Origin of the sequence: Acinetobacter sp. AOR12_HL (genome assembly GCF_027855275.1) — a bacterium.
GTDB lineage: Bacteria > Pseudomonadota > Gammaproteobacteria > Pseudomonadales > Moraxellaceae > Acinetobacter > Acinetobacter baumannii.
In genome coordinates this window covers 1-20,914 of sequence record NZ_JAKTIJ010000001.1, presented here as the reverse complement: position 1 = coordinate 20,914, position 20,914 = coordinate 1, and the positions used below count along the sequence as shown (strand labels likewise).

At 37.7% G+C, this 20,914-nt stretch carries 19 protein-coding genes and 1 tRNA gene; 11 read left to right on the top strand and 9 right to left on the bottom strand.

Annotation, left to right across the window (positions count from 1 at the left end; genetic code table 11):
- Nucleotides 1-222: 222 nt before the first annotated feature.
- The gene (locus tag MKL36_RS00100; protein ID WP_002157317.1) at nucleotides 223-921 is read right to left on the bottom strand and encodes an NAD(P)H-dependent oxidoreductase; all 699 of its coding nucleotides are present in this window, start codon (nucleotides 919-921) and stop codon (nucleotides 223-225) included.
- 163 nt (nucleotides 922-1,084) lie between these two features.
- Between MKL36_RS00100 and MKL36_RS00095 the strand changes: the two genes are divergently transcribed.
- Nucleotides 1,085-2,119: an AraC family transcriptional regulator gene (locus tag MKL36_RS00095; RefSeq protein WP_021511311.1), complete on the top strand. Its 1,035-nt coding sequence runs from the start codon at nucleotides 1,085-1,087 to the stop codon at nucleotides 2,117-2,119.
- A gap of 42 nt (nucleotides 2,120-2,161) precedes the next feature.
- On the opposite strand, the gene MKL36_RS00090 is transcribed toward MKL36_RS00095, so the two are convergent.
- Together MKL36_RS00090 and MKL36_RS00085 are read right to left on the bottom strand one after the other, a co-directional pair.
- Nucleotides 2,162-3,154, bottom strand: coding sequence for a fatty acid desaturase family protein (locus MKL36_RS00090; protein ID WP_021511312.1), 993 nt, complete (start codon nucleotides 3,152-3,154; stop codon nucleotides 2,162-2,164).
- Between the two features lie 106 nt (nucleotides 3,155-3,260).
- Complete coding sequence (locus tag MKL36_RS00085) at nucleotides 3,261-4,061, bottom strand: PaaX family transcriptional regulator C-terminal domain-containing protein (RefSeq protein WP_000799167.1); 801 nt, start codon at nucleotides 4,059-4,061, stop codon at nucleotides 3,261-3,263.
- 355 nt (nucleotides 4,062-4,416) lie between these two features.
- Between MKL36_RS00085 and MKL36_RS00080 the strand changes: the two genes are divergently transcribed.
- The 4 genes from MKL36_RS00080 to hchA all read left to right on the top strand — a co-directional run bounded on the left by MKL36_RS00080 (nucleotide 4,417) and on the right by hchA (nucleotide 8,411).
- Nucleotides 4,417-5,235, top strand: a complete 819-nt coding sequence (locus MKL36_RS00080; protein WP_000426931.1) for an undecaprenyl-diphosphate phosphatase — start codon at nucleotides 4,417-4,419, stop codon at nucleotides 5,233-5,235.
- Nucleotides 5,236-5,394: 159 nt separating this feature from the next.
- Entirely contained in the window at nucleotides 5,395-6,288 is an 894-nt protein-coding gene (locus MKL36_RS00075) for an AraC family transcriptional regulator (RefSeq protein ID WP_001186870.1), read from the top strand.
- A gap of 46 nt (nucleotides 6,289-6,334) precedes the next feature.
- Nucleotides 6,335-7,333 (top strand): NAD(P)H-quinone oxidoreductase, encoded by a 999-nt coding sequence (locus MKL36_RS00070; protein ID WP_001053074.1) that lies wholly within the window; start codon nucleotides 6,335-6,337, stop codon nucleotides 7,331-7,333.
- A 202-nt stretch (nucleotides 7,334-7,535) separates the two neighbouring features.
- Entirely contained in the window at nucleotides 7,536-8,411 is an 876-nt protein-coding gene (hchA, locus tag MKL36_RS00065) for a glyoxalase III HchA (protein ID WP_021511315.1), read from the top strand.
- 13 nt (nucleotides 8,412-8,424) lie between these two features.
- On the opposite strand, the gene MKL36_RS00060 is transcribed toward hchA, so the two are convergent.
- A tRNA-Arg gene (locus tag MKL36_RS00060) sits at nucleotides 8,425-8,497 on the bottom strand.
- Between the two features lie 76 nt (nucleotides 8,498-8,573).
- A complete protein-coding gene (locus MKL36_RS00055; RefSeq protein WP_002016863.1) occupies nucleotides 8,574-9,929 on the bottom strand; it encodes an amino acid permease in 1,356 nt (451 codons plus the stop codon).
- Nucleotides 9,930-10,308: 379 nt separating this feature from the next.
- Here MKL36_RS00055 and prpF point away from each other — a divergent pair, with 379 nt between their 5' ends.
- The 3 genes from prpF to MKL36_RS00040 all read left to right on the top strand — a co-directional run bounded on the left by prpF (nucleotide 10,309) and on the right by MKL36_RS00040 (nucleotide 12,994).
- Entirely contained in the window at nucleotides 10,309-11,496 is a 1,188-nt protein-coding gene (gene prpF, locus MKL36_RS00050) for a 2-methylaconitate cis-trans isomerase PrpF (protein ID WP_021511316.1), read from the top strand.
- 158 nt (nucleotides 11,497-11,654) lie between these two features.
- Nucleotides 11,655-12,566, top strand: a complete 912-nt coding sequence (locus tag MKL36_RS00045; RefSeq protein ID WP_000097113.1) for a polyprenyl synthetase family protein — start codon at nucleotides 11,655-11,657, stop codon at nucleotides 12,564-12,566.
- Between the two features lie 59 nt (nucleotides 12,567-12,625).
- Nucleotides 12,626-12,994: an MmcQ/YjbR family DNA-binding protein gene (locus tag MKL36_RS00040; protein WP_001012948.1), complete on the top strand. Its 369-nt coding sequence runs from the start codon at nucleotides 12,626-12,628 to the stop codon at nucleotides 12,992-12,994.
- Between the two features lie 67 nt (nucleotides 12,995-13,061).
- Here MKL36_RS00040 and MKL36_RS00035 read toward each other — a convergent pair whose 3' ends face one another.
- The 4 genes from MKL36_RS00035 to MKL36_RS00020 form a co-directional block, all read right to left on the bottom strand.
- Nucleotides 13,062-13,916 carry an SPFH domain-containing protein gene (locus MKL36_RS00035; protein WP_001143942.1) on the bottom strand — a complete coding sequence of 285 codons (855 nt, stop codon included), beginning with the start codon at nucleotides 13,914-13,916 and terminating at the stop codon, nucleotides 13,062-13,064.
- Nucleotides 13,917-13,944: 28 nt separating this feature from the next.
- On the bottom strand, nucleotides 13,945-14,406 hold the full coding sequence (locus MKL36_RS00030) for an NfeD family protein (RefSeq protein ID WP_000397559.1): 462 nt from the start codon (nucleotides 14,404-14,406) through the stop codon (nucleotides 13,945-13,947).
- 105 nt (nucleotides 14,407-14,511) lie between these two features.
- On the bottom strand, nucleotides 14,512-15,429 hold the full coding sequence (locus MKL36_RS00025; RefSeq protein ID WP_086374068.1) for a patatin-like phospholipase family protein: 918 nt from the start codon (nucleotides 15,427-15,429) through the stop codon (nucleotides 14,512-14,514).
- A 67-nt stretch (nucleotides 15,430-15,496) separates the two neighbouring features.
- Complete coding sequence (locus MKL36_RS00020) at nucleotides 15,497-16,123, bottom strand: lysophospholipid acyltransferase family protein (RefSeq protein WP_000434848.1); 627 nt, start codon at nucleotides 16,121-16,123, stop codon at nucleotides 15,497-15,499.
- A gap of 127 nt (nucleotides 16,124-16,250) precedes the next feature.
- Here MKL36_RS00020 and MKL36_RS00015 point away from each other — a divergent pair, with 127 nt between their 5' ends.
- The 3 genes from MKL36_RS00015 to MKL36_RS00005 form a co-directional block, all read left to right on the top strand.
- The gene (locus MKL36_RS00015) at nucleotides 16,251-17,498 is read left to right on the top strand and encodes an MFS transporter (RefSeq protein WP_086374067.1); all 1,248 of its coding nucleotides are present in this window, start codon (nucleotides 16,251-16,253) and stop codon (nucleotides 17,496-17,498) included.
- 545 nt (nucleotides 17,499-18,043) lie between these two features.
- Nucleotides 18,044-19,348, top strand: coding sequence for a DcaP family trimeric outer membrane transporter (locus MKL36_RS00010; RefSeq protein WP_000362909.1), 1,305 nt, complete (start codon nucleotides 18,044-18,046; stop codon nucleotides 19,346-19,348).
- A gap of 181 nt (nucleotides 19,349-19,529) precedes the next feature.
- A partial coding sequence (locus MKL36_RS00005; protein WP_270908958.1) for a phosphoethanolamine transferase occupies nucleotides 19,530-20,914 on the top strand: 1,385 nt, incomplete at its 3' end.

Sequence of the window (20,914 nt, the reverse complement as noted above, 5' to 3'; positions counted from 1 at the left end):
TTGGTCATCATTTTTAATGGATATGTCTAGTTTCTCTACACATGTATATTATTGATTCGGTTTTATATTGTTATTTGCTTGATAAAAATTGAGAGTATTTCCTTTACTATTTGGTCAAATTTTTTGAGGAATTAATTGCTGGATTTAAGCTTGCTTTATTTAAGGGATAACCGAAATAGAAAATAAATCGGTTATCGCGCCTTTTAGATTTAAAACATAGCATTAGAGGGGATATAACTTTTCATCAAATTCTTCAAGTTTAGGAAATTTTAAAGGTTCAAGTTGGTCAAGGTGAGTGAGATACGTGACATAGTCCTCAAGAATAGTTTCACGTGCTTCTTGGCTAATGTAAGGTACATGGTAGGCAATGAATGGGGGAAGAACTTCAAAGCCAGTATAAGCCAAAGTACCGCGTTGAATCGGTGATAGATAATGTTCAATTGGTCCGTGAATAGAATTTTCCCCAAACATATGTGTTCTACCACCGAGTGTTAAACAGAGCATTGCTTTTTTACCTGCCATGCCACCATGGTTGTAAAACCGCTTACCCCCATAAAAAAGTCCAGAGACAAATACACGATCAATCCAGCCTTTTAAAATTGCTGGAACAGAAGTCCAATAAAGCGGAAAGTTCAAGATTACTAGATCGGCACGGTTTACTTTGTCAATTTCTGCTTGAATATCAGGAGACAAAAGTTGTTGTTTTGTGGCATTCCGCTGTTCTAATGCATAGTTAAAATAATCAGGTTGATTGAGTTCTAAAAAATCTTCCTTAGAGGCCACAGGATTAAACTGCATTGCATATAAATCGGAAATTTCTACTTGATGGCCCAATTTTTTAAAGGTTTGCTGTGCTGTCGTTTTTAGGGAAGTTGTAAAAGACAGAGGTTCTGGATGAGCATGAACAATCAGGATATTCATAGTGTCTTTACTCTTAAAGATAAGATTAGTTTTTAGTGGAATGTCGGAGAGTTAAGTCAGTTTGTCTTAAGTGACTATGCCTGAATTTAAAAGCATGGCATAGTTCATGAACTGACAGTTTTTACCATTTAACGCCACAATTACGCTTTCTAATGGGCCGCTCATGACTCCAGAATTACCCGGAACTTATATTAATTTATTAGCTGAGATCGTTAAGCGCAGAGGTATCTCTTGTGAGCAGTTTTTAGAGGGTAGTGGAGTAACACCGGAACAATTAAAAAAACCGTATTGGTATGTTGAGTTTAATATCTTAAATAACTTACTTGAGCATGCGATTCAACTCACTCATGAGCCAGCATTAGCAGGTTATTTGGCATTGGAAATGAAAGCTTCTTGTTATGGTTCTGTCGGTATGGCGGCCATGGTGTCTGCAAATCTTGAGGAGGCTTTAAAAATACTTGAACAATTTATTGGTTCGCGTTGTGATGCTTTTAAACCTGAGTTAAAGCAAGAGCAAGACGATGTTTATTGGTCTATTCATCAACCTTTAAAAAGTTTTCAATTAAGTTCAGATGCGACTATTTTTTTGTTGTTAGGTTTTGTTTACATCGCAAAACATCTAACAGGATTATCTTCTTTAGGTACAGTGCAATTGAATATGCCCGAACCACTAGGTTTTTCAAAAATAAAAGATAAATTAGGCGTAAGTTGTTTATTTGAGCAAAAACATAATATTTGGATTTTTCCAAAAGAATATTTAATGCAGCCTGTACTCACGGCTGATCCTATGCTGGCACCTTTACTGAAAGCACAGTGTAAAAAAGATATTGATAAATTGAAGTTACGAAGTGGATGGAAAGCAGAAATTAGCCAAGTAATAAAAAAATTATTGATCAATAGTCAGGGGGAAATATTAAAAGTTAAGCAAGTTGCCCAAATGATGAATATATCAGAACGTAGCCTACAGCGGTATTTGGCAATAGAGAATACAAGTTTCTCAGCATTAGTTGATTTAACTCGAAAGCAATATGCACAAGATCTTTTGCAAAATAGTTCAATGTCAATTGAAGCTGTGGCTTTAAGATTAGGCTATGCCGATACACCCCATTTCACCCGCGCTTTTAAACGCTGGATGGGTGTAACACCGAAGTATTATCAAACTCAATTAAAACTAAAAAATTTAGAGATACGTGAATAATCAAGAAGACCACAAATTTGAAAGTGGTCTTCTAACCCTATCTTAATTTGTTAACTCTTGTTTTGATGAAAGTGTATGAATTACTTCAAAATAGCTCGGTGGGGTGGGCACATGCCCACGTTCTCTTAATATTTTGTGCATACGCGGTAATTTAAAATATGGAACAGACGCCATTAAATGATGTTCCATATGGTAATTGACGTGAATAGGAGCTACAAAGCTTCTCGCAATCCAACCTGCACGTGTGGTACGAGTGTTAGTTAAAGCAGTATTGCTGGTTTGCATACCTGCATGTTCTGCCATTGAACGAATTCTTAAAAATAATGGAAATGGTGTCAAATAAGCCAAAGGCCATAACCAATAAAAACGTTGTTGACCACAAGCTTTTAAAACACCATAAAGTACTAGGTTGGTTGCAATAGCGCCTGTACTGTTTTTTGCAATACTCTTTGCATATTCAACGAAATTTTTATCACTGCGGTCTAACCAGATTTGATCATTGGCTACAGTCCATTTCATGACATCAAGGTCCATCAACACACGGCCTAAGCTAAACTTTAATCCTGTTATACCGGTTAAGTCGCGTAAGAATTTACGAGTAAGAGATTGTTTACTGACAGGAAAGCCTGCAACTAAAGAAAGATCTGGGTCATCTGGTGTAGATGTTTTTGCGTGATGACGAACATGGTGTACACGATATTTTTGTAGGTCGTTCCAGATTGGGCGGGCACATAGCCACTCTCCAACGAAATCATTTATTTTCTTATTTTTGAATAAACTTTTATGGGATGCATCGTGCATTAAAATTGCGAGGCATAACTGACGGCCAGCTAAAACAGCTAGAGCAAGCATACATGCTAATAATTTCCCCCAACTCGGTAAGTAATCCCACATCATAATTAAGCTGGCAAATGTTCCTCCAATAACAGCCCATGTGCTAACAACGGCCCAAGCGCCATATGTATCTGAAGGTTCTGTAAGCTCTTGTATTTCTTCTCTGCTAAATAGATCGGTAACACTCACCTGTGCATTCATTTTTATTCTCCCAAATTAGAGTTTGGTATCCATATTTTATATTACAAATATAGTCATAAAAATTTAAAAAGTGAAATATTTGTTTGTAAAAAAATAAATCAGATGGCTATAAATTTAATTCCTGTTCATATATTTTTTTCCAAAGTTTTTGGCCAATTGCATCTAGTTGCTGTACATCTTGAGCAAATTGATTACGAGCAGATTCATTTACAAATGGCTCTGGTAATAATGGGTCATTCATGAGTAAGGCAATTGTTTCCCTTCCTAAAAGAAGTGCCTTGACTGCTGCATCGTTTAAAGGGGAGTGAGCATAATTTTCAAGCCAGTGTGTAATATCTCGGCTATACATTTCATAATTTTTTTCGAGTTGTTTGGTATCCCATAAAGAAAAAATTTGCTTAAGTGTTGTTGAGTCGACATGCTGAATAATACAAATTTTTGCTTCTTTCTCTAGCCCTGCTAAAACAAGCTCATCACAGGTTTTTTCAAAGCTATAAGCTAAATTGTCTGGGCGGATGTAAATACCAGTTTCCAATTCTTTAAAACCAAATTGACGAAGTGCACGTTCCCGTTTTTTTAGTGCTGTTCGGTCTATGCGGCCTAAGGTTCCTGTAAACACGGCAAGATAATGCTGCTGCCATTCTTTAGTTTGTTTAATTCCATTTTTACGATTGAGAATAACTTTCGCCCAATCTTTTGCAGATGGAGAAAGTTGATAGATTCCGCGTTCTACGCTCTGGATCATACCTTCATTTAACAAGCGTGTTGTCGCAACTCGAATACCATTTTCACTTAAGTTAAAAAGTTTAGCTGCAACCAAAATTTGTTTGATACTGAGCTGAGGATAAGCAGAAGAAAGAAAGAGGTCGATAATAAGATGACGTGCGTTAATTTTGGTATTTTTCATTCAGTCTGAATTTTTGATATGAGTTGTATTTAATTGGAATAATAACATGTTTTTTTAAGGACTTTTTAAGATGATTTTCTAAACTCATCTATTGTAAAAGACTTATCTATAACAAAAGAAAATTTGGCCATTTTTAACCAAGTTTTATCTTTTTACGATAGTTAACCTAAGTTTGTCATTATGATGTGATACATTATCGCACTTTAAATAAACTGCCTTTCACTAGAGGCAATAACCACAAATGCTAGAAATGATCTGATATTGAACATGTGTTGAGCTAAATAAAAGGCTAACTGTGGCAATAAAATAAATTTTAGATCGTTCTAGTGATTAACTAACTTTCTTTGAGCAAGTTATGGAAAATTTTGAAGTTATAAAAGCACTGTTTCTAGGCTTTGTTGAAGGCTTAACTGAATTTTTACCTATTTCGAGTACTGGTCATTTAATTTTATTTGGTCATATTATCGATTTCCATTCAGATGGTGGTCGTGTCTTTGAAGTAGTGATCCAGTTAGGTGCTATTCTGGCAGTGTGTTGGTTATATCGTCAGAAAATCATTAACTTAATCAAAGGTTTTTTTAGTGGTGATGTCGAGTCACGCCATTTTGCCATTAGTGTCTTAATTGCTTTTTTCCCGGCAGTGATTATTGGCGTTTTAGCTGTAGATTTTATTAAAAGTGTTTTATTTAGCCCAATTGTAGTTGCGATTGCTCTGATTGTCGGCGCGCTTATTATTTTCTGGGTTGAATCTAAACAATTTGAACATAAAACGGATGATGCGACCAAGATCACGTTTAAACAGGCGCTTTTAGTTGGTCTGGCTCAATGTGTTGCGATGATTCCTGGAACCTCTCGTTCTGGTGCGACAATTGTAGGCGGGATGTTTGCAGGCTTGTCTCGTAAAGCTGCAACAGAGTTTTCGTTTTTCCTTGCAATGCCGACCATGCTAGGTGCAGCAACATTTGACCTAATTAAAAATGCTGATGTGTTGACTTCAGACAATATGGTTAATATTGGAGTGGGTTTTGTTGCGGCATTTATTGCTGCTTTATTGGTTGTAAAAGCACTCGTACTCTTCGTTGAGCGTCATACATTACGTGTATTTGCATGGTATCGAATTGTATTAGGTGTAATTATCCTAATTGCTGCTATGTTCTTTAACTTATCTGCTTAATAGTCAGGTTAAGGATAAAAAACCTAGAGAAATCTAGGTTTTTTTATGCCTAAAAATAGCTTTAACTTGCTTATTTATACAAAGTACTACCAAGAAATACTTTTTCCTTTTAGTTTGATTGATATAGTAAATCTTAAATAGCCCGTAAAAAATAAAGCAATGCAACAGAATGACTTGACGAAAAGTTTGGTAGAGGCTTTTTTGTATTTGGCTCCTCAAGAGGGGTTATATCCCACTCATATTTCAAATATCACCCTGATGAGGGTAGATCATTCCACACAGCCGGTTGCTGTATTGCAAGAGCCTTCCATTGTTTTAGTCATTCAGGGTGTAAAACGAGCTTATATCGGAAAAGATATTTTTAAGTTTCAACAAGGCCAGTGTTTATTTATCTCAATTGCTATTCCTTTTGATTGCGATACGTTGGTTGAGCGTGAACCAATGCTTGCAATTGCGATTAAATTTGAACCTCAAATGATGGCCGAGCTGGCGGCTAAAATGGATAAAGAGCAGCGACCACTTATAGAAGATTTTGATAACAAAGAGATAAAACTGAGCTGTGGTTTAAATATTATTGAAATGAACTCGGTTATATCTGATGTTGCTTTACGCTTGTTGAACTTACTTCGTTCCAAGCAAGATACTGCAATCTTAGGAGAGCAGGTGAAACGAGAACTTATTTATCGGGTTTTACAAGCCGGTGGTGGTGATTTTATCCAGAACCTTTCGGCTATTATGAGCCGAAGTGGAGTGATTTATACAATTTGTGAAATTATTCAAAGAGATTATTATCGTAACTTAACGGTTCAGGAGTTGGCTAAACAAGCAGGAATGAGCGTTTCGCTTTTTCATCAAGCTTTTAAGAAAGTTACCAACTATTCTCCATTACAGTACATCAAAATTACTCGGTTACATAAGGCACGTGATCTAATCCTAAATAACCAAATGGGCGTTGCAGAAGCTGCCTATGAGGTAGGATATGTGAGTGCCTCACAGTTTAGTCGAGAGTTTAAGCGGCTGTTTGGAGTTCCACCTAAATTATCAACAAACTAAAGTAAATCAACACGTCTTAAATATAAACCAAACATGGAGCATATCAATGAATCTTCCGACAACCATGAAAATTGTTGAAATTACGGTTCCTGGCGGACCTGAGGTTTTAAAACTTCAAGATTCAAATGTTCCGGTACCTCAAGCTGATGAAGTTTTAATTGAGGTTAAAGCCGCTGGAATTAACCGCCCTGACGTCTTACAGCGTATGGGGTTATATCCAATGCCTAAAGGGGTTACTCAAATCCCTGGACTTGAAGTCGCTGGAGTAGTGGTTGCTGTGGGTGAGCAAGTGCAACAGTTTAAAGTCGGGGACAAGGTTTGTGCTTTAACCAATGGTGGCGGGTATGCAGAATACTGTGCGGTAACTGCAACTCAAGTATTGCCAATACCTGAGAATTTATCATTTACTCAAGCTGCTGCGATTCCAGAAACATTCTTTACGGTTTGGGCAAATCTTTTTGATATTGGCCGTTTAAAGAAAGATGAAACTGCCCTGATTCATGGCGGTGCAAGTGGGATTGGAACCACTGCTTTAGCGATTTGCCATGCTTTAGGGATTAAAACTTTTGCTACGGTTGGTAGTGAAGATAAAGTTGAAGCACTCTCTGACTTAACCACAGCAATTAATTATAAAACCCAAGATTTTGAGCAGGAAATTTTGAACCATACTCAAGAACAAGGTGTTGATGTTATTTTGGACATTGTGGGTGGCTCTTATTTTCAGAAAAACTTAAATCTATTAAAACGTGATGGCCGACTTGTCATTATTGGCTTTATGGGAGGTCGAATTGCAAAAGAATTTGATTTACAAAAACTGATTTTAAAACGCGCAACGATTACAGGCTCAACGATGCGAGCGCGTAATAGCCAAGAAAAAGCACAGATTGCTCAATCTTTACATGAACATGTGTGGCCGTTATTGGAGCAAGGCAAGTGTTTACCACAAATCTATAAAACCTATGCTTTTTCAGATGTACAAAGTGCTCATGCATGTATGGAGCAGGGCGACCATATTGGAAAGATCGTTTTAGAGATGAATGCTTAATCTTATCTGTGACAGTTTAGGTGAATGACATGTTTGCCTAAACTGAAATTTTATAATTATTAATTGTGCCTATTTCTATATAAAAATTGCCAAATTCTATTGGCTTGTTGCACCTGTTTCTTGATCTGAATATACATTTACTAAGAAATAATAACTGTCTTAAAGCTGTTATTTCGCTCTTCAATTCTAAAGGATGGTAACCATGAATACCCCAGCAACAAATGATAAAAATCCAACTCCAGATTTAGCTGAAGATAATGCGTTCTTCCCATCACCATATTCACTGAGTCAATATACTTCTCCTAAAACAGATTACGATGGCACAACCTATCCAACGCCGTATGCGGGCAATAAAAAGGTTTTAATGATTGCAACTGATGAACGTTATATCCAGATGCAAAACGGTAAGTTCTTTTCTACCGGAAACCATCCAGTAGAAATGCTTTTGCCAATGTTCCATTTAGATAATGCCGGATTTGAAATTGATGTTGCGACACTTTCAGGTAATCCAGCCAAACTTGAAATGTGGGCAATGCCAAAGCAAGAACAAGTAGTATTAGATACTTTCCAGAAATATGCAGATAAATTAAAAAATCCGTTAAAACTTGCCGATATTTTAGAAAATGTAGTCGGTGAAAACTCTCCATATGCGGCTGTATTTATTCCGGGGGGGCATGGGGTATTAGCGAAGATTCCGCATAGCCTTGAAGTGAAGAAAGTTCTTAAATGGGCAGTTGAACAAGACAAATTTATTATTACGTTATGTCATGGTCCAGCTTCGTTACTGGCTGCCGCAGTAGATGAACAGCCTGAGAATTATATTTTTAAAGATTATCAAATTTGTGTATTCCCTGATTCGTTCGATAAGGGAGCGAATATTGATATTGGTTACATGCCTGGAGCTTTACCGTGGTTAGTCGGTGAAAACCTTGAAAAGCTCGGCGTGAAGATTTTGAACACTGGCATTACTGGTCAATGTCATCGAGACCGTAAATTGTTAACGGGCGATAGTCCGCTTGCTTCTAATAATTTAGGCAAACTTGCAGCTGAAACATTGCTGGCTGAAGTGAAGGATTAATTCACTAAAAGTGTGCGCCCTGCGGGACTCGAACCCACGTCGGTCGCTTAGGAGGCAACTGCTCTATCCAGTTAAGCTAAGGGCGCATAATTTTCTGATTATAAACAAAAAAGCCATTGCCGAGGCAATGACTTTTTATAGTTTTAAGTACAAGCTTTTAGATTACTGTTCTTTGGCATTGAGTACTTTAAACAAAATAAACATGAGAACGATCCAAATAGGAATCATCATCACTGATTCTTTAAAGCCCTGACTCCACATAATGTAGAGTACTACAGCAATAAAACCTAAAACCAGATAGTTACTAAACGGTGCCCAAAGTGCAGGAAAGTGAGTTTTTTGACCGAGTTTTTTCATTGCTGATTTAAACTTGAGGTGAGTCATACTGATCATCGCCCAGTTCAATACCAGTGCTCCAACAACAATGTACATTAAGTGGCTTAAAGCATCTTCTGGTACAAAGTAATTTAAAAGAACACAGCCAAAAATGAGTAATGCCGATAGCAAAACTGCTGGTACAGGTACACCTTGTTTATTTACTTTCTTGAAAATTTTTGGTGCATTGCCTTGTTGAGCTAAACCGTAAAGCATACGGCTATTTGCAAACATCCCACTGTTATAAACAGAGAGAGCAGCGGTTAAAATAATAAAGTTCAGTAAGTGTGCAGCCCAACCAATACCCATTTGACTAAAAATCATAACAAATGGACTTTTATCGAGTCCGCCTAGATCTAATTGGTTCCACGGCACTAATGAAAGTAAGATCGCTAGTGAACCGATATAGAAAATCAAGATACGGAAAACAACTTGGTTAATTGCTTTTGGAATGGTTTTTTTCGGATCTTTTGCTTCTGCCGCGGCCATACCAATTAGTTCAATACCACCAAAGGCGAACATCAAGAAAGCCAACATATAGAAGAGGCCACTAAAGCCATTTGGAAAAAATCCACCATGAGACCAAAGGTTACTAAACGAAATGCTTGAACCTACATCTGCTGTAAATAGCAAATAAAGGCCAAAAACAATCATAGAGATAACCGCAGCAACTTTAATAATAGCGAGCCAGAATTCGGACTCACCATAAAATTTGACGTTTGTTAGGTTAATTGCCGTAATCACGACAAAGAAAAATAAGACAGAAGTCCATGCTGGAATATGAGGCCACCAGTAATTAATATATTTGGCTACCGCGGTGAGTTCACTCATCGCAACCAAAACATAGAGCATCCAATAATTCCATCCAGCTAAAAATCCGGGAAATTTCCCCCAGTATTTATACGCAAAATGGCTGAACGATCCTGCAACAGGTTCTTCAACAATCATTTCTCCCAGGTGGCGCATAATTAAAAAAGCAATTAAGCCACCAATGGCATATCCTAAAATAATGGATGGTCCCGCAGATTGAATCACTTGCGCCGAGCCTAAAAATAATCCGGTACCAATTGCTCCACCCATAGCAATTAATTGGATATGTCGATTTTTTAGTCCTCGTTGAAGTGTAGAAGATTCGTTGGTCAAAGGTCTTCACTCACAATGAATAAGTAAATTATTCTAATAGATGGATTTATTTTAGCCTAGACTACAATTGAACAAGGGATGACTGTAAAGTAACTATAAAAAATATTTAAAATCATAAACTTGCTTTTAATCGTGTTAAATTGGTTGAAAAATCTTCCAAAAATATATTTTTTGATAGACTTTTTTTCTTATGATTTTGCTTTATTCGGTCATTGCAGGCATGAATTGAAATTTCCAAAATAAACCCGCGTCAATACGATTGATGTATAAAAGTAGAGTGCTATCTCTTGATCATAAAACGATTTAAGATGAAGCGAATGACTAAACAAGTCTGCTTGTTTTGAGATATAAAAACACAATAGTAAGGATAACAGTTGATATGAGCTTCGTACCGCAAATTAAAATTCCAGCAACTTACATGCGTGGTGGAACCAGTAAAGGTGTATTCTTTAAACTTGATGATTTGCCGGAAAAAGCTCAAGTTGCAGGTCAAGCAAGAGATCAACTCTTGCTACGTGTCATTGGTAGCCCAGACCCTTATGGAAAACAAATTGATGGAATGGGTGGAGCGACCTCGAGTACTAGTAAAACCGTTATTCTCGCTAAAAGTACACAGCCAGATCATGATGTCGACTATTTGTTTGGGCAGGTTTCAATTGATCAAGCTTTTGTAGATTGGAGTGGTAACTGCGGTAATTTGACAGCTGCGGTTGGTTCATTTGCGATTTCAAATGGTTTGGTTGATGCCGATCGTATTCCTGAAAATGGCCTCTGTACTGTTCGAATTTGGCAAAAAAATATTCAAAAAACTATTATTGCGCATGTACCTATCACCAATGGCCAGGTTCAAGAAACCGGAGACTTTGAACTAGATGGGGTAACTTTCCCTGCTGCTGAAGTTCAAATTGAGTTTTTAGACCCTGCCGATGATGGTGAAGAGGGCGGTGATATGTTCCCGACAGGGAATGTTGTTGACCAATTAGATGTTCCAGAGATTGGTAGTTTTCAAGCCACATTTATTAATGCTGGTATTCCAACCATTTTCTTAAATGCAGAAGATTTAGGCTACGAAGGTACTGAATTACAAGATCATATTAATGGTGATGCAGCAGCATTAGCACGTTTTGAAAAAATTCGTGCCTATGGTGCAGTTCAGATGGGCTTAATTAAAGATATTTCAGAAGCAGCCGCACGTCAGCACACACCAAAAATTGCTTTTGTCTCTAAACCAAAAAATTACACAGCTTCAAGCGGTAAAAACGTTTCAGAGAACGAGGTCGACTTACTCGTTCGAGCTTTGTCGATGGGCAAACTTCACCATGCCATGATGGGAACAGCAGCGGTAGCAATTGGTACAGCGGCTGCGATTCCAGGCACTTTAGTAAATTTAGCGGCTGGTGGTGGAGAACGTGAAGCAGTACGTTTTGGACATCCATCTGGAACATTACGTGTTGGTGCCCAAGCTGAACTTACAAATGGCCAATGGGTGGTGAAAAAAGCCATTATGAGTCGTAGTGCGCGTGTGTTAATGGAAGGTTGGGTACGCGTTCCGGGTGACAGTTTCTAAAAGTCATTTAAATGAAAAGCCTCTCTACCCTAGAGAGGCTTTTTACTTCTGACATCTATAACTCATCACGCACTTTTTACAGTGAATCGTGTATGATGTAACACATGAATGTTTCATCACATTCAATAAAATTTCTCTACTGATTTTACGAGGCGACTGTGTCATCACTCTCTCAAGTTAATGCGGATGTTTTAAAACAAGCTCAACAACGTATTCAACAAGATTTATTGACGACACTGGCTGCATTTTCAATTCCCGAACCTTTAAAAAGCGCTGTACACCATGCAGTTATGCTCGGTGGAAAACGTGTGCGCCCGGCTTTGTGTTACGCTACAGCTTCTTTACAAGATAATCCAAATTTTGCGGCTGCTCGCCGTGCTGCGGTTGCTGTTGAACTCATCCATTGTTATTCCTTAGCACATGATGACCTGCCTTGTATGGACAATGATTTGCTTCGCCGTGGTCAGCCAACGTGTCATGTTGCATTTGGTGAAGATACCGCGTTACTTGCGGGTGACATTTTACAATCAATGGCTTTTGAAGTTTTAGGTAGCCGTTTGTTTGATGAACAAGGGCAGGGAACGGATGCTGCAATTGTCTTAAAGCAAATTCAAATTTTAGCTACAGCTAGTTCTAAAATGGTTTGTGGACAGGTTTTAGACTTACAAGCCGAAGCTAAGCAAATTTCTCAAGACGAACTAGAGAATATTCACCGTAATAAAACGGGTGCGCTTATTCAGGCTGCCATTATGATGGGTGCAGTGACAATTTTCTCGGGTACAGATCAGGCAATTCCAAAATTGCGCCAATACGGACAAGCAATTGGACTGGCTTTTCAGGTCCAAGATGATATTTTGGATATTACGTCGAGTACTGAAACTTTAGGCAAAACCGCTGGTAAAGATGAACAAGTACAAAAATCGACTTATCCTGCTCTAATGGGACTAGAGCAAGCACAGATTTATGCTAAAGAATTGCATGATCAAGCTTTCGAAGCTTTAGCGCATTTCGGTGAAAATGCAAAAGAATTAGTTGAGATTTCACAATTCCTGTTAGCTCGTACTAATTAATAAAAACATAAATCAATCTTCCTACTTCTATTCATACTTAATGAATACAGGAGAAAAGAATGAATGGTGAACAGCTTCATCAACTCGCAATAGAGGCGGCGCGTAATCTCCCTTTTAGTGAGCAAACTCATCCATTTGGTCCAGAGTATGAAGTTTTTAAAATTTTAGAAAAAATGTTTATGCTGACAGTGGAAGTGTCTGGCGTAAAAATGATTAATGTCAAATGTGACCCTTATAAAAGTCAGGAATATCAGGAACTCTATCCATTTATTATTCCCGGCTATCACATGAATAAAAAACACTGGATTTCGATTAAACCGCATAAAAATTTAACAAGCGATTTTCTCCGGGATTTGATTCGCGACTCTTATGACTTGGTCGTAAAAAAGCTTCCTTTGAAAGATCAGAAAAGATTAAACAACCAATAATATAAAAGAAAAACGGCGACATGATTGTCACCGTTTTGATTTCAATGTCTTATTTGAAGCAATTAAATTAATTATGCTTTCCCATAATGCCACGAATTGTATTTAAAACATCGGCAGGTAACACAACAGTTTTGGCATTGCTTGATTTCGCCATCTCTTGCATTGCTTTGACGTACTGTTCACCTAACAGGTAAGCAACAGGAATTTCTTTATCACCTACGGCACTTGTTACCATTTCAATCGCTTTTTGAGAAGCTTCTGCTAAAACAACCTGCGCTTCGGCATCACGGCGAGATGCTTCTAAACGACCATCTGCTTCTAAAATTGCAGCTTGTTTCTCACCATCAGCTTTGGTAACTGTAGCACGACGTTGACGTTCAGCAGCGGCTTGAGCTTCCATGGCAGCTTGCATGGTGGAAGATGGCTGAATATCTTGAATTTCTACTGTTTTTAAAGTGATACCCCAATCTGAAATATCATCAGAAATCGCAGCTTTTAGTTTAGCTTTAATGTGATCTCGTGAAGATAGGGCATCATCTAGATCCATTTCACCGACAATTGAACGTAGTGAAGTCTGTACAAGGTTCTGAATGGCCCATGTATAGTTTTCAATACCGTACACCGCTTTTTCAGGTGTAGTCAGATTGATATACGCCACGGCATTCATGAGTAATACAGCATTGTCACGGGTAATGACTTCTTGTGATGGAATATCAAGCACAATATCTTTAGTGGTGACTTTATAGGCCACGTCATCGATATAAGGAATAACGAAGTTAAGCCCCGGATTAAGCGTAGAATGATATTTTCCTAAACGCTGAACAATCCATTTATAACCTTGAGGAACAATACGTACCCCTTTAAAAATGGTAACAGCAACAAAAGCCAAAAAGGCTAAAACAATAATAGTACCAACTGGCATGAAAATAACCTCTCTTTATCTTTAATGTTTATGAAGTGCTGTGGGGCTGAACAATTAAGTCATTACCCGAAATATCAATGACTCGAACCCGATCACCGACCTTAACAGGGGTGGTGCTTCGGCAGTTCCATTCATCGGCCCCTAAAATAGGCATAGGGAAACGAACAATAATTTGGTCATGAGCAAGTTCGGTCTGAATCACCATACCAATTTGCCCAATAGTCGCTTCTCGAGGTAAACCTGCTTTAGTTTTATCAATAGATAAAGGCTTAATAAATTTAAACCAGAGAAGGGTACATAGCACCGATAACACAATCCACAGCACTATTTGAGTAGTAAGGCTGATATCTGGAAATAACCAATAGAGAAAGCAAACCATTATGGCTGCAATACCAAACCAGAGAGCGGCAAAGGCAGGGAGAATCAGCTCAGAAAGAATAAGTAAGATACCCAATACAAACCAGTGCCAAGGTTCTACAACAAACTCCATAGATCTGCTCTTTTATATGTCTTTATGATGGGTAAAAGTTATTTCATATCACTTTTACCACTGTAGCAGATGATGGAGAGTGTGGATAGAAAAAAACCACCTCAATTAAAATTTAGGACGTGGTGCAGGCTTAAATGCGGCTGGAGATTTTTTGAAATTTGCAATTGCAGTTTCAATTTGGCGAATTTGACCTTGAGCAGCTTTTTCGCCTTCTAAAATAGCTTCATTACTTGATTTTAAATCGAGTGTACCTAAGTGCCCAACTTTAGGCTGAATCACCACGTTAGCTTGCTTTAACTCTTCATTAATACTTTGTTGACCCATAATATTAATGGTTTGATCAAGCAATCCCCACATATTCGCAGGTCGGTTTCCTGCCGGACGTGCAGAAATATCAACTGCAATCACAATATCAGCACCCATATCACGTGCTGTTTTGACCGGAATTGGGCTAACCAATCCGCCATCTACATATTTCTGCTTACCAATGGTTGCTGGTACAAACACATTTGGAATACTGCATGATGCACGAACAGCTTGTCCTGCATTACCTTTAATAAAGTCTGCTTTTTGGCCATTATCAAGACGAGTTGCTACCGCTGCAAAACGAATTGGGAATTTCTCAATCGGTTTATTGCCTACGTTACGGTTAACATAGTCCTGTAGCTTTTGCCCAAGAATAATACCTTGGCGATTCAGGGTTAAATCGCGGATATCAGACTCTTGCAATTTGAGCGCAAGATTTTGGAGTTGATAAGGCGTTTGTCCACTGGCATAGATACTGCCTACGAAGCTACCGGCACTTGTACCCGTAACAATTTTCGGTTTAATACCATGTGATTCTAAAACCTTGATGACACCAATATGTGAAAATCCTTTTGCTCCACCGCCACCCAATGCAAGTGCAATCACTGGTTCGCGCGCTTTAACTGAAGTGGTCGGTGTTGGTGTTTTGCTGAACTTATCACAGCCGAATAGGGCTAAAAAGATAAATCCGATACTGGCAAATTGAGCAATTTTCATCTTTGAAAAACAATCTATGGCAAGATAAATTAAGATGGCCCATCAGACCAGATTCGTTCAATTTTTGCTAGGTTTTTTTCACAAGATTTTGTAAAGGCTCTGCAAGCCAATTACGATTTTTCGGTGATATTTTTCCTTCATAACGTTCAAAAATCTTGGCGAGATCTTCATCATAATTTCCGCTTGGAGTTAAATAGCCTAAGCTGTGAATAGTCTTACGGTCATAATCAAAAGAAAACATCACAATAGGAATATTGGCTTTTGCAGCAATATGGTAAAAACCACTCTTCATTTTTTTTGCTTTCTTACGTGTGCCTTCTGGCGCCATTCCAATCCAGATCTTGTCATACTGTTGAATAGTCGCAACGACTTGTTCAGTCAGACCATTGGCCGAGTCACGTTTTACAGGAATAACACCCGCCCAATCTAAAACCCGTTTAAAAGGTGGCTTAAATAAACTGTCTTTACCTAGCACCGTAATTTGGATACCGAGTCCAAAAATGGCAAGAAAACCATACCAACCATCAATATTGGATGTATGTGGAGAAATAATGGCTACAGCTTTAGGAAAGTTGGGAACTTCACCTTCTATGGTCCAGCCTTGTGCCAAAAAGAGTTTTTTAAATAATGCTCGACTTAAAGCATTACCACGTTGGGGAACTTGAGACGGTAGATTAGGGAAATGTTGTTCCATATTTTTAAGTTTTAAATCATCCTTTGTTTTATCTTAATCTTTTGAAATCTGCGCTTCATTGGCAAAATGTAAGACCACGCATGGTATTTCATGTTATTACCGCACAAATAAATAAAAGTAGGTATATATGTTCCGACAGCAAAATCTTTATCTTTTGCTCTTTTCCTTATATTGGGCACAAGGTTTGCCTGTAGGTTTTATGACGCATGCCTTACCTGTCATATTAAGAGCTCAAGGTGTATCTCTTGCCCATATTGGTGGTTTTGGGCTGCTCATGTTGCCTTGGTCAATCAAAATATTTTGGGCGCCGTGGGTAGATCGACATGCCATCTCGCATTTAGGTCACTATCGTAGCTGGATTTTACCTGCTCAGTTTTTGACGGTGGGTGTACTTTGTATTTTATCTTTTTTCCCTATACAAGTTTTAGATCAGCCTCTTTATCTCTTTATATTTTTTATTACGCTGTTATTTATGAACTTAACAGGCGCAACTCAAGATATCGCGACCGATGCTTTAGCGGTCAATTTATTGCAACACGATCAGCAACATTGGGGAAATACTTTTCAAGTTGTAGGTTCACGACTTGGTTTTATTGTGGGCGGGGGAGCCGTGTTATGGTGCCTAGACTGGTTATCATGGCAGCCGACTTTTCTATTATTAGCCGCTTTAGTCTTTATTAATACCTTACCTATTTTACTATTTAAAGAGCCATCTCATACTTCTCATTCACCTCATCAATATAGCCAACCAAGTCTAGTTACAAAGATTAAAGCTTACTTGGGGTACTTCTCTCAAAATAAGGAACTTCGTTCTTGGTTAATCGTCCTTATAACTTTTAAGGTTGCAGATGGTTTAGCCGGGCCATTACTTAAACCTTTAATGGTGGATATGGGTTTAAGTTTTACTCAAATTGGTATTTACATCACCATGCTTGGGGCTGTTGCTGCTTTATTGGGGGCACTTAGTGCTGGCTGGATGTTAAAACATATTTCTAGGTCTACAGCATTAATGGTTTTTTCAATATTAAAAATTATGAGTTTAGGGGGCTATGCGTATTTGGCTTATGCTTATGAACAAAAGGTAAAGATAAATGTATGGCTTATCTATGCCGTAAATGCCCTGGAAGATGCCTTTGCTGCCATGCTACTGGTCGTGATGTTAACTTTGGTTATGCATTACAGTCGAAAAAACTATGCGGGTACCGATTTTACTTTTCAGGTTTCAGTCATGGCGACAGTCAGCGGAGGGCTTTATAGCTTTAGTGGAGTCATTGCAGATGCGCTTGGTTATTTCCATTATTTGATAGCTATTGTCAGTATTGCGGTACTCTTTTTAATTCCTATTTACTTATGGAAAGCTGCCAAAACTGTATAAAAAATAATATTAAGTAGATGAAATAAAGAGACTTAAATATAACTAAGCTGCACTAAAAAATCATACTTATATTTTTAGCCAATCTTTTAAAAATGTATATTTTTGGCTATTTAAATGGCTTATTAATTGTGCCATCTTGTTTGGAAAGCAAAAGGAAGCTGCAAGGAGAGAAGTGGATGCAAATAACAAGAAAAATCATGTGAATCAAATAAGACTGGCAAAAAAATATTCATTTAGATTGGATATTAGCCTAAAGTCTAAAAAAGAATAATGAAATAATGATTTAATCATTCTATAAGATAAGAGAGTTGTGTAGGATTCGTTACAACATGAAGTTAAGGTAAAGGTTCTGTAAACCAAAAAGTAAATGCTGATTCTTTTGGACCGGAATTTTTAATCTTACCCAGCGTTAAAATTGGTTTTGATTGCGGTAATAAAATTAATGCAATCAAATTTGGAGGATGGTTGATTCTTTAGTGCTTAATGGTCACACGAGTCAACTTGGCATGGACAGGCAGCATAAAATATATTTTTAGGAGTCTTTGATGGATCTATTCCTTAATCGTAAATCGTTTGTTGTTAAAAGTTTAGCTATTACAGTAACAGCTTTAATGATGAGTGGGGCAAATGCGGCAACTTCTGATAAAGAGGAAATTCGAAAGCTTCGTCAAGAAGTTGAAGCATTAAAAGCATTAGTTCAAGAACAACGTCAAGTACAGCAACAACAGCAACAAGTACAGCAGCAACAGCAAGTACAGTTAGCTGAAGTAAAAGCGCAACCTCAACCTGTGGCAGCACCTGCTTCTCCATTAGCAGGATTTAAGTCTAAAGCTGGCGCTGATGTGAACCTTTATGGTTTTGTTCGTGGCGATGCTAACTATATTATTGAAGGTGCAGATAACGACTTTGGTGATGTAAGTAAGTCAGACGGTAAAACACATGATAAATTACGTGCGACTGCTAAAACAACACGCCTCGGTTTAGATTTTAATACACCTGTTGGAGACGACAAAGTTGGTGGTAAAATCGAAGTCGATTTTGCTGGTTCAACCACAGATTCAAATGGCTCATTGCGTATTCGCCATGCTTATTTAACCTATAACAACTGGTTGTTTGGTCAAACGACTTCAAACTTCTTATCTAACCATGCACCAGAAATGATCGACTTCTCGACAAACATTGGTGGTGGTACTAAACGTGTACCTCAAGTACGCTATAACTACAAACTAGGCCCAACTACACAATTATTTGTTTCTGCTGAAAAAGGTGATAGTACTACTTCGGTAACAGGTGATAGTATTAAGTATAGCCTACCAGCATTAACTGCTAAAATCACTCAAGGCTATGCAGAAGGCAGAGGTTCTGCTTCAGCTCGTGTTCTTGTAGAAAATTATAAATCACAACTTGCAGATGATGATAAAACTGGTTGGGGCGTTGCAGTTGGTACTGACTTTAAAGTGTCTGATCCTTTAAAACTCTTTGCTGACGCATCATATGTTGTGGGTGATAATAGTTACTTGTATGGTAGTAACTCTCCATACGCAGTAGATGGGAATTCTATTGAGCAAAATGAATTTGTAGCAGTACAAGTGGGTGGAACTTATAAGATTTTACCTAACTTACGTTCTACTTTAGCGTATGGTGCTCAGTTCTCTGATGATGGCACTGATTATGCGAGATTAAATGCCTCTGCAAATGAAAAAGTTCAACAAGCATGGATCAACTTTATCTATACGCCAGTTAAACCAATTGATTTAGGCGTTGAGTATGTAAACGGTAAGCGTGATACCTTTGATGGTAAGTCTTACAAAGATAACCGTGTTGGTTTAATGGCTAAATATAGTTTCTAATAACGATTTTTAGCTAAAAATAGAAAAGGCGAGGTTAAACTTAACCTCGTCTTTTTTTATTTGTTAAATTTAAAAAATAATAATGAAATAAGGCCCCTGAATTAGATCATTTTTTATTTAAGTCATTTTTAAGTTTCAATTTCTACATTAAAGCATCCTAAAAAGATTGTAGTCACTCACGATGCTGAATTTTTTTTCAACATTAAGAAATAAACAGATTTCCCTGTTTATGTTTAATCTCATTATAGCCATTTGGCTAGGTGCAATTTTAAATATTGGTTTTTATCATCAAGTCCATACTTTAACTCCATATTTTGGAGTAAAGGCTATTTTGTTTTTAGCTGCTACTCTCGTAATTCTTGTTGCTACCTATTATGCGGTTTTACAAATCTTAAATTGGAAATGGACTGCCAAAATCTTTGCAATTTTATTGATATTTATTGGTGGCTTTAGCTCTTATTTTGTAAACACATTGGGTATCATTATTTCACCCGACCAAATTCAAAATATGGTGCAGACCGATGTGTCAGAAGTTACCGACCTAATCTCTTTACGCTTTGTTTTATGGACAGTTTTTTTTGTTATTTTGCCCATTTTTTTAATTTCTCAAGTTAAATTTAAACAAGAAAAAGTATCACGGTTGTTATTGAAGAAGGTATTTTCACTGGTAGCTTCATTGGCCGTGGTCGGTGTTTTACTTTTTACCTACTATGTCGATTTTGCTGCAATATTTCGTGAACATCGTGATTTAAAGGGGATGATTTCACCGCAAAATAGTATTTCATCGCTTATGTCTTACTACCATAAGAAGGCTCCGAAGAAAAATCTGCCTCTTGTGATATATGGACAAGATGCTCATCAAGTTCAGCGCGTACAAAAGAATCTCCCTAAGTTAATGATACTTGTTGTGGGTGAAACGGCACGTGCCGAAAGTTTCTCTCTAAATGGGTATGCAAAAAATACGAATCCGGAGCTTTCTAAACAAGATATTTTCAACTTCTCTCAAGTGAGCTCATGCGGTACGGCAACAGCGGTTTCTGTGCCATGTATGTTCTCGGGTATGCCACGTGTAGATTATGATGAGCAATTAGCCAGTCACCGCGAAGGTTTACTAGATATTGCAAAACGTGCGGGTTACCAAGTAACTTGGATTGATAATAACTCGGGTTGTAAAGGTGCATGTGATCGCGTTGAGCAATACCAGATTCCAGAAAACTTAAAGAAAAAATGGTGTAAAGATGGCGAATGTTATGATGACATTCTCATTGACAGCTTAAAGCAGTATTTGTCTACTATTGCCAAAGATGATGATCGTCCACGTTTGATTGTTTTGCATCAGGTGGGTAGTCATGGACCTGCATATTACAAGCGTGCGCCTGAAGCATATCAACCCTTTAAACCGACTTGTGATACGAATGCGATACAGGGCTGTTCGCAAACCGAATTGCTAAATAGTTATGATAATACAATCGTATATACAGACCATGTATTAAGCCAAATGATTAATACTCTAAAAGAAATATCAAAATATCAGACAGGTTTATGGTATTTATCTGATCATGGCGA

What these genes read in the sequence shown, in the direction of transcription:
- MKL36_RS00100 (WP_002157317.1), bottom strand. Translation starts at nt 921, where the DNA reads ATGAATATCCTGATTGTTCATGCTCATCCAGAACCTCTGTCTTTTACA.
- MKL36_RS00095 (WP_021511311.1), top strand. Translation starts at nt 1,085, where the DNA reads ATGACTCCAGAATTACCCGGAACTTATATTAATTTATTAGCTGAGATC.
- MKL36_RS00090 (WP_021511312.1), bottom strand. Translation starts at nt 3,154, where the DNA reads ATGAATGCACAGGTGAGTGTTACCGATCTATTTAGCAGAGAAGAAATA.
- MKL36_RS00085 (WP_000799167.1), bottom strand. Translation starts at nt 4,061, where the DNA reads ATGAAAAATACCAAAATTAACGCACGTCATCTTATTATCGACCTCTTT.
- MKL36_RS00080 (WP_000426931.1), top strand. Translation starts at nt 4,417, where the DNA reads ATGGAAAATTTTGAAGTTATAAAAGCACTGTTTCTAGGCTTTGTTGAA.
- MKL36_RS00075 (WP_001186870.1), top strand. Translation starts at nt 5,395, where the DNA reads ATGCAACAGAATGACTTGACGAAAAGTTTGGTAGAGGCTTTTTTGTAT.
- MKL36_RS00070 (WP_001053074.1), top strand. Translation starts at nt 6,335, where the DNA reads ATGAATCTTCCGACAACCATGAAAATTGTTGAAATTACGGTTCCTGGC.
- hchA (WP_021511315.1), top strand. Translation starts at nt 7,536, where the DNA reads ATGAATACCCCAGCAACAAATGATAAAAATCCAACTCCAGATTTAGCT.
- prpF (WP_021511316.1), top strand. Translation starts at nt 10,309, where the DNA reads ATGAGCTTCGTACCGCAAATTAAAATTCCAGCAACTTACATGCGTGGT.
- MKL36_RS00040 (WP_001012948.1), top strand. Translation starts at nt 12,626, where the DNA reads ATGAATGGTGAACAGCTTCATCAACTCGCAATAGAGGCGGCGCGTAAT.
- MKL36_RS00035 (WP_001143942.1), bottom strand. Translation starts at nt 13,916, where the DNA reads ATGCCAGTTGGTACTATTATTGTTTTAGCCTTTTTGGCTTTTGTTGCT.
- MKL36_RS00030 (WP_000397559.1), bottom strand. Translation starts at nt 14,406, where the DNA reads ATGGAGTTTGTTGTAGAACCTTGGCACTGGTTTGTATTGGGTATCTTA.
- MKL36_RS00025 (WP_086374068.1), bottom strand. Translation starts at nt 15,429, where the DNA reads ATGAAAATTGCTCAATTTGCCAGTATCGGATTTATCTTTTTAGCCCTA.
- MKL36_RS00020 (WP_000434848.1), bottom strand. Translation starts at nt 16,123, where the DNA reads ATGGAACAACATTTCCCTAATCTACCGTCTCAAGTTCCCCAACGTGGT.
- MKL36_RS00015 (WP_086374067.1), top strand. Translation starts at nt 16,251, where the DNA reads ATGTTCCGACAGCAAAATCTTTATCTTTTGCTCTTTTCCTTATATTGG.
- MKL36_RS00010 (WP_000362909.1), top strand. Translation starts at nt 18,044, where the DNA reads ATGGATCTATTCCTTAATCGTAAATCGTTTGTTGTTAAAAGTTTAGCT.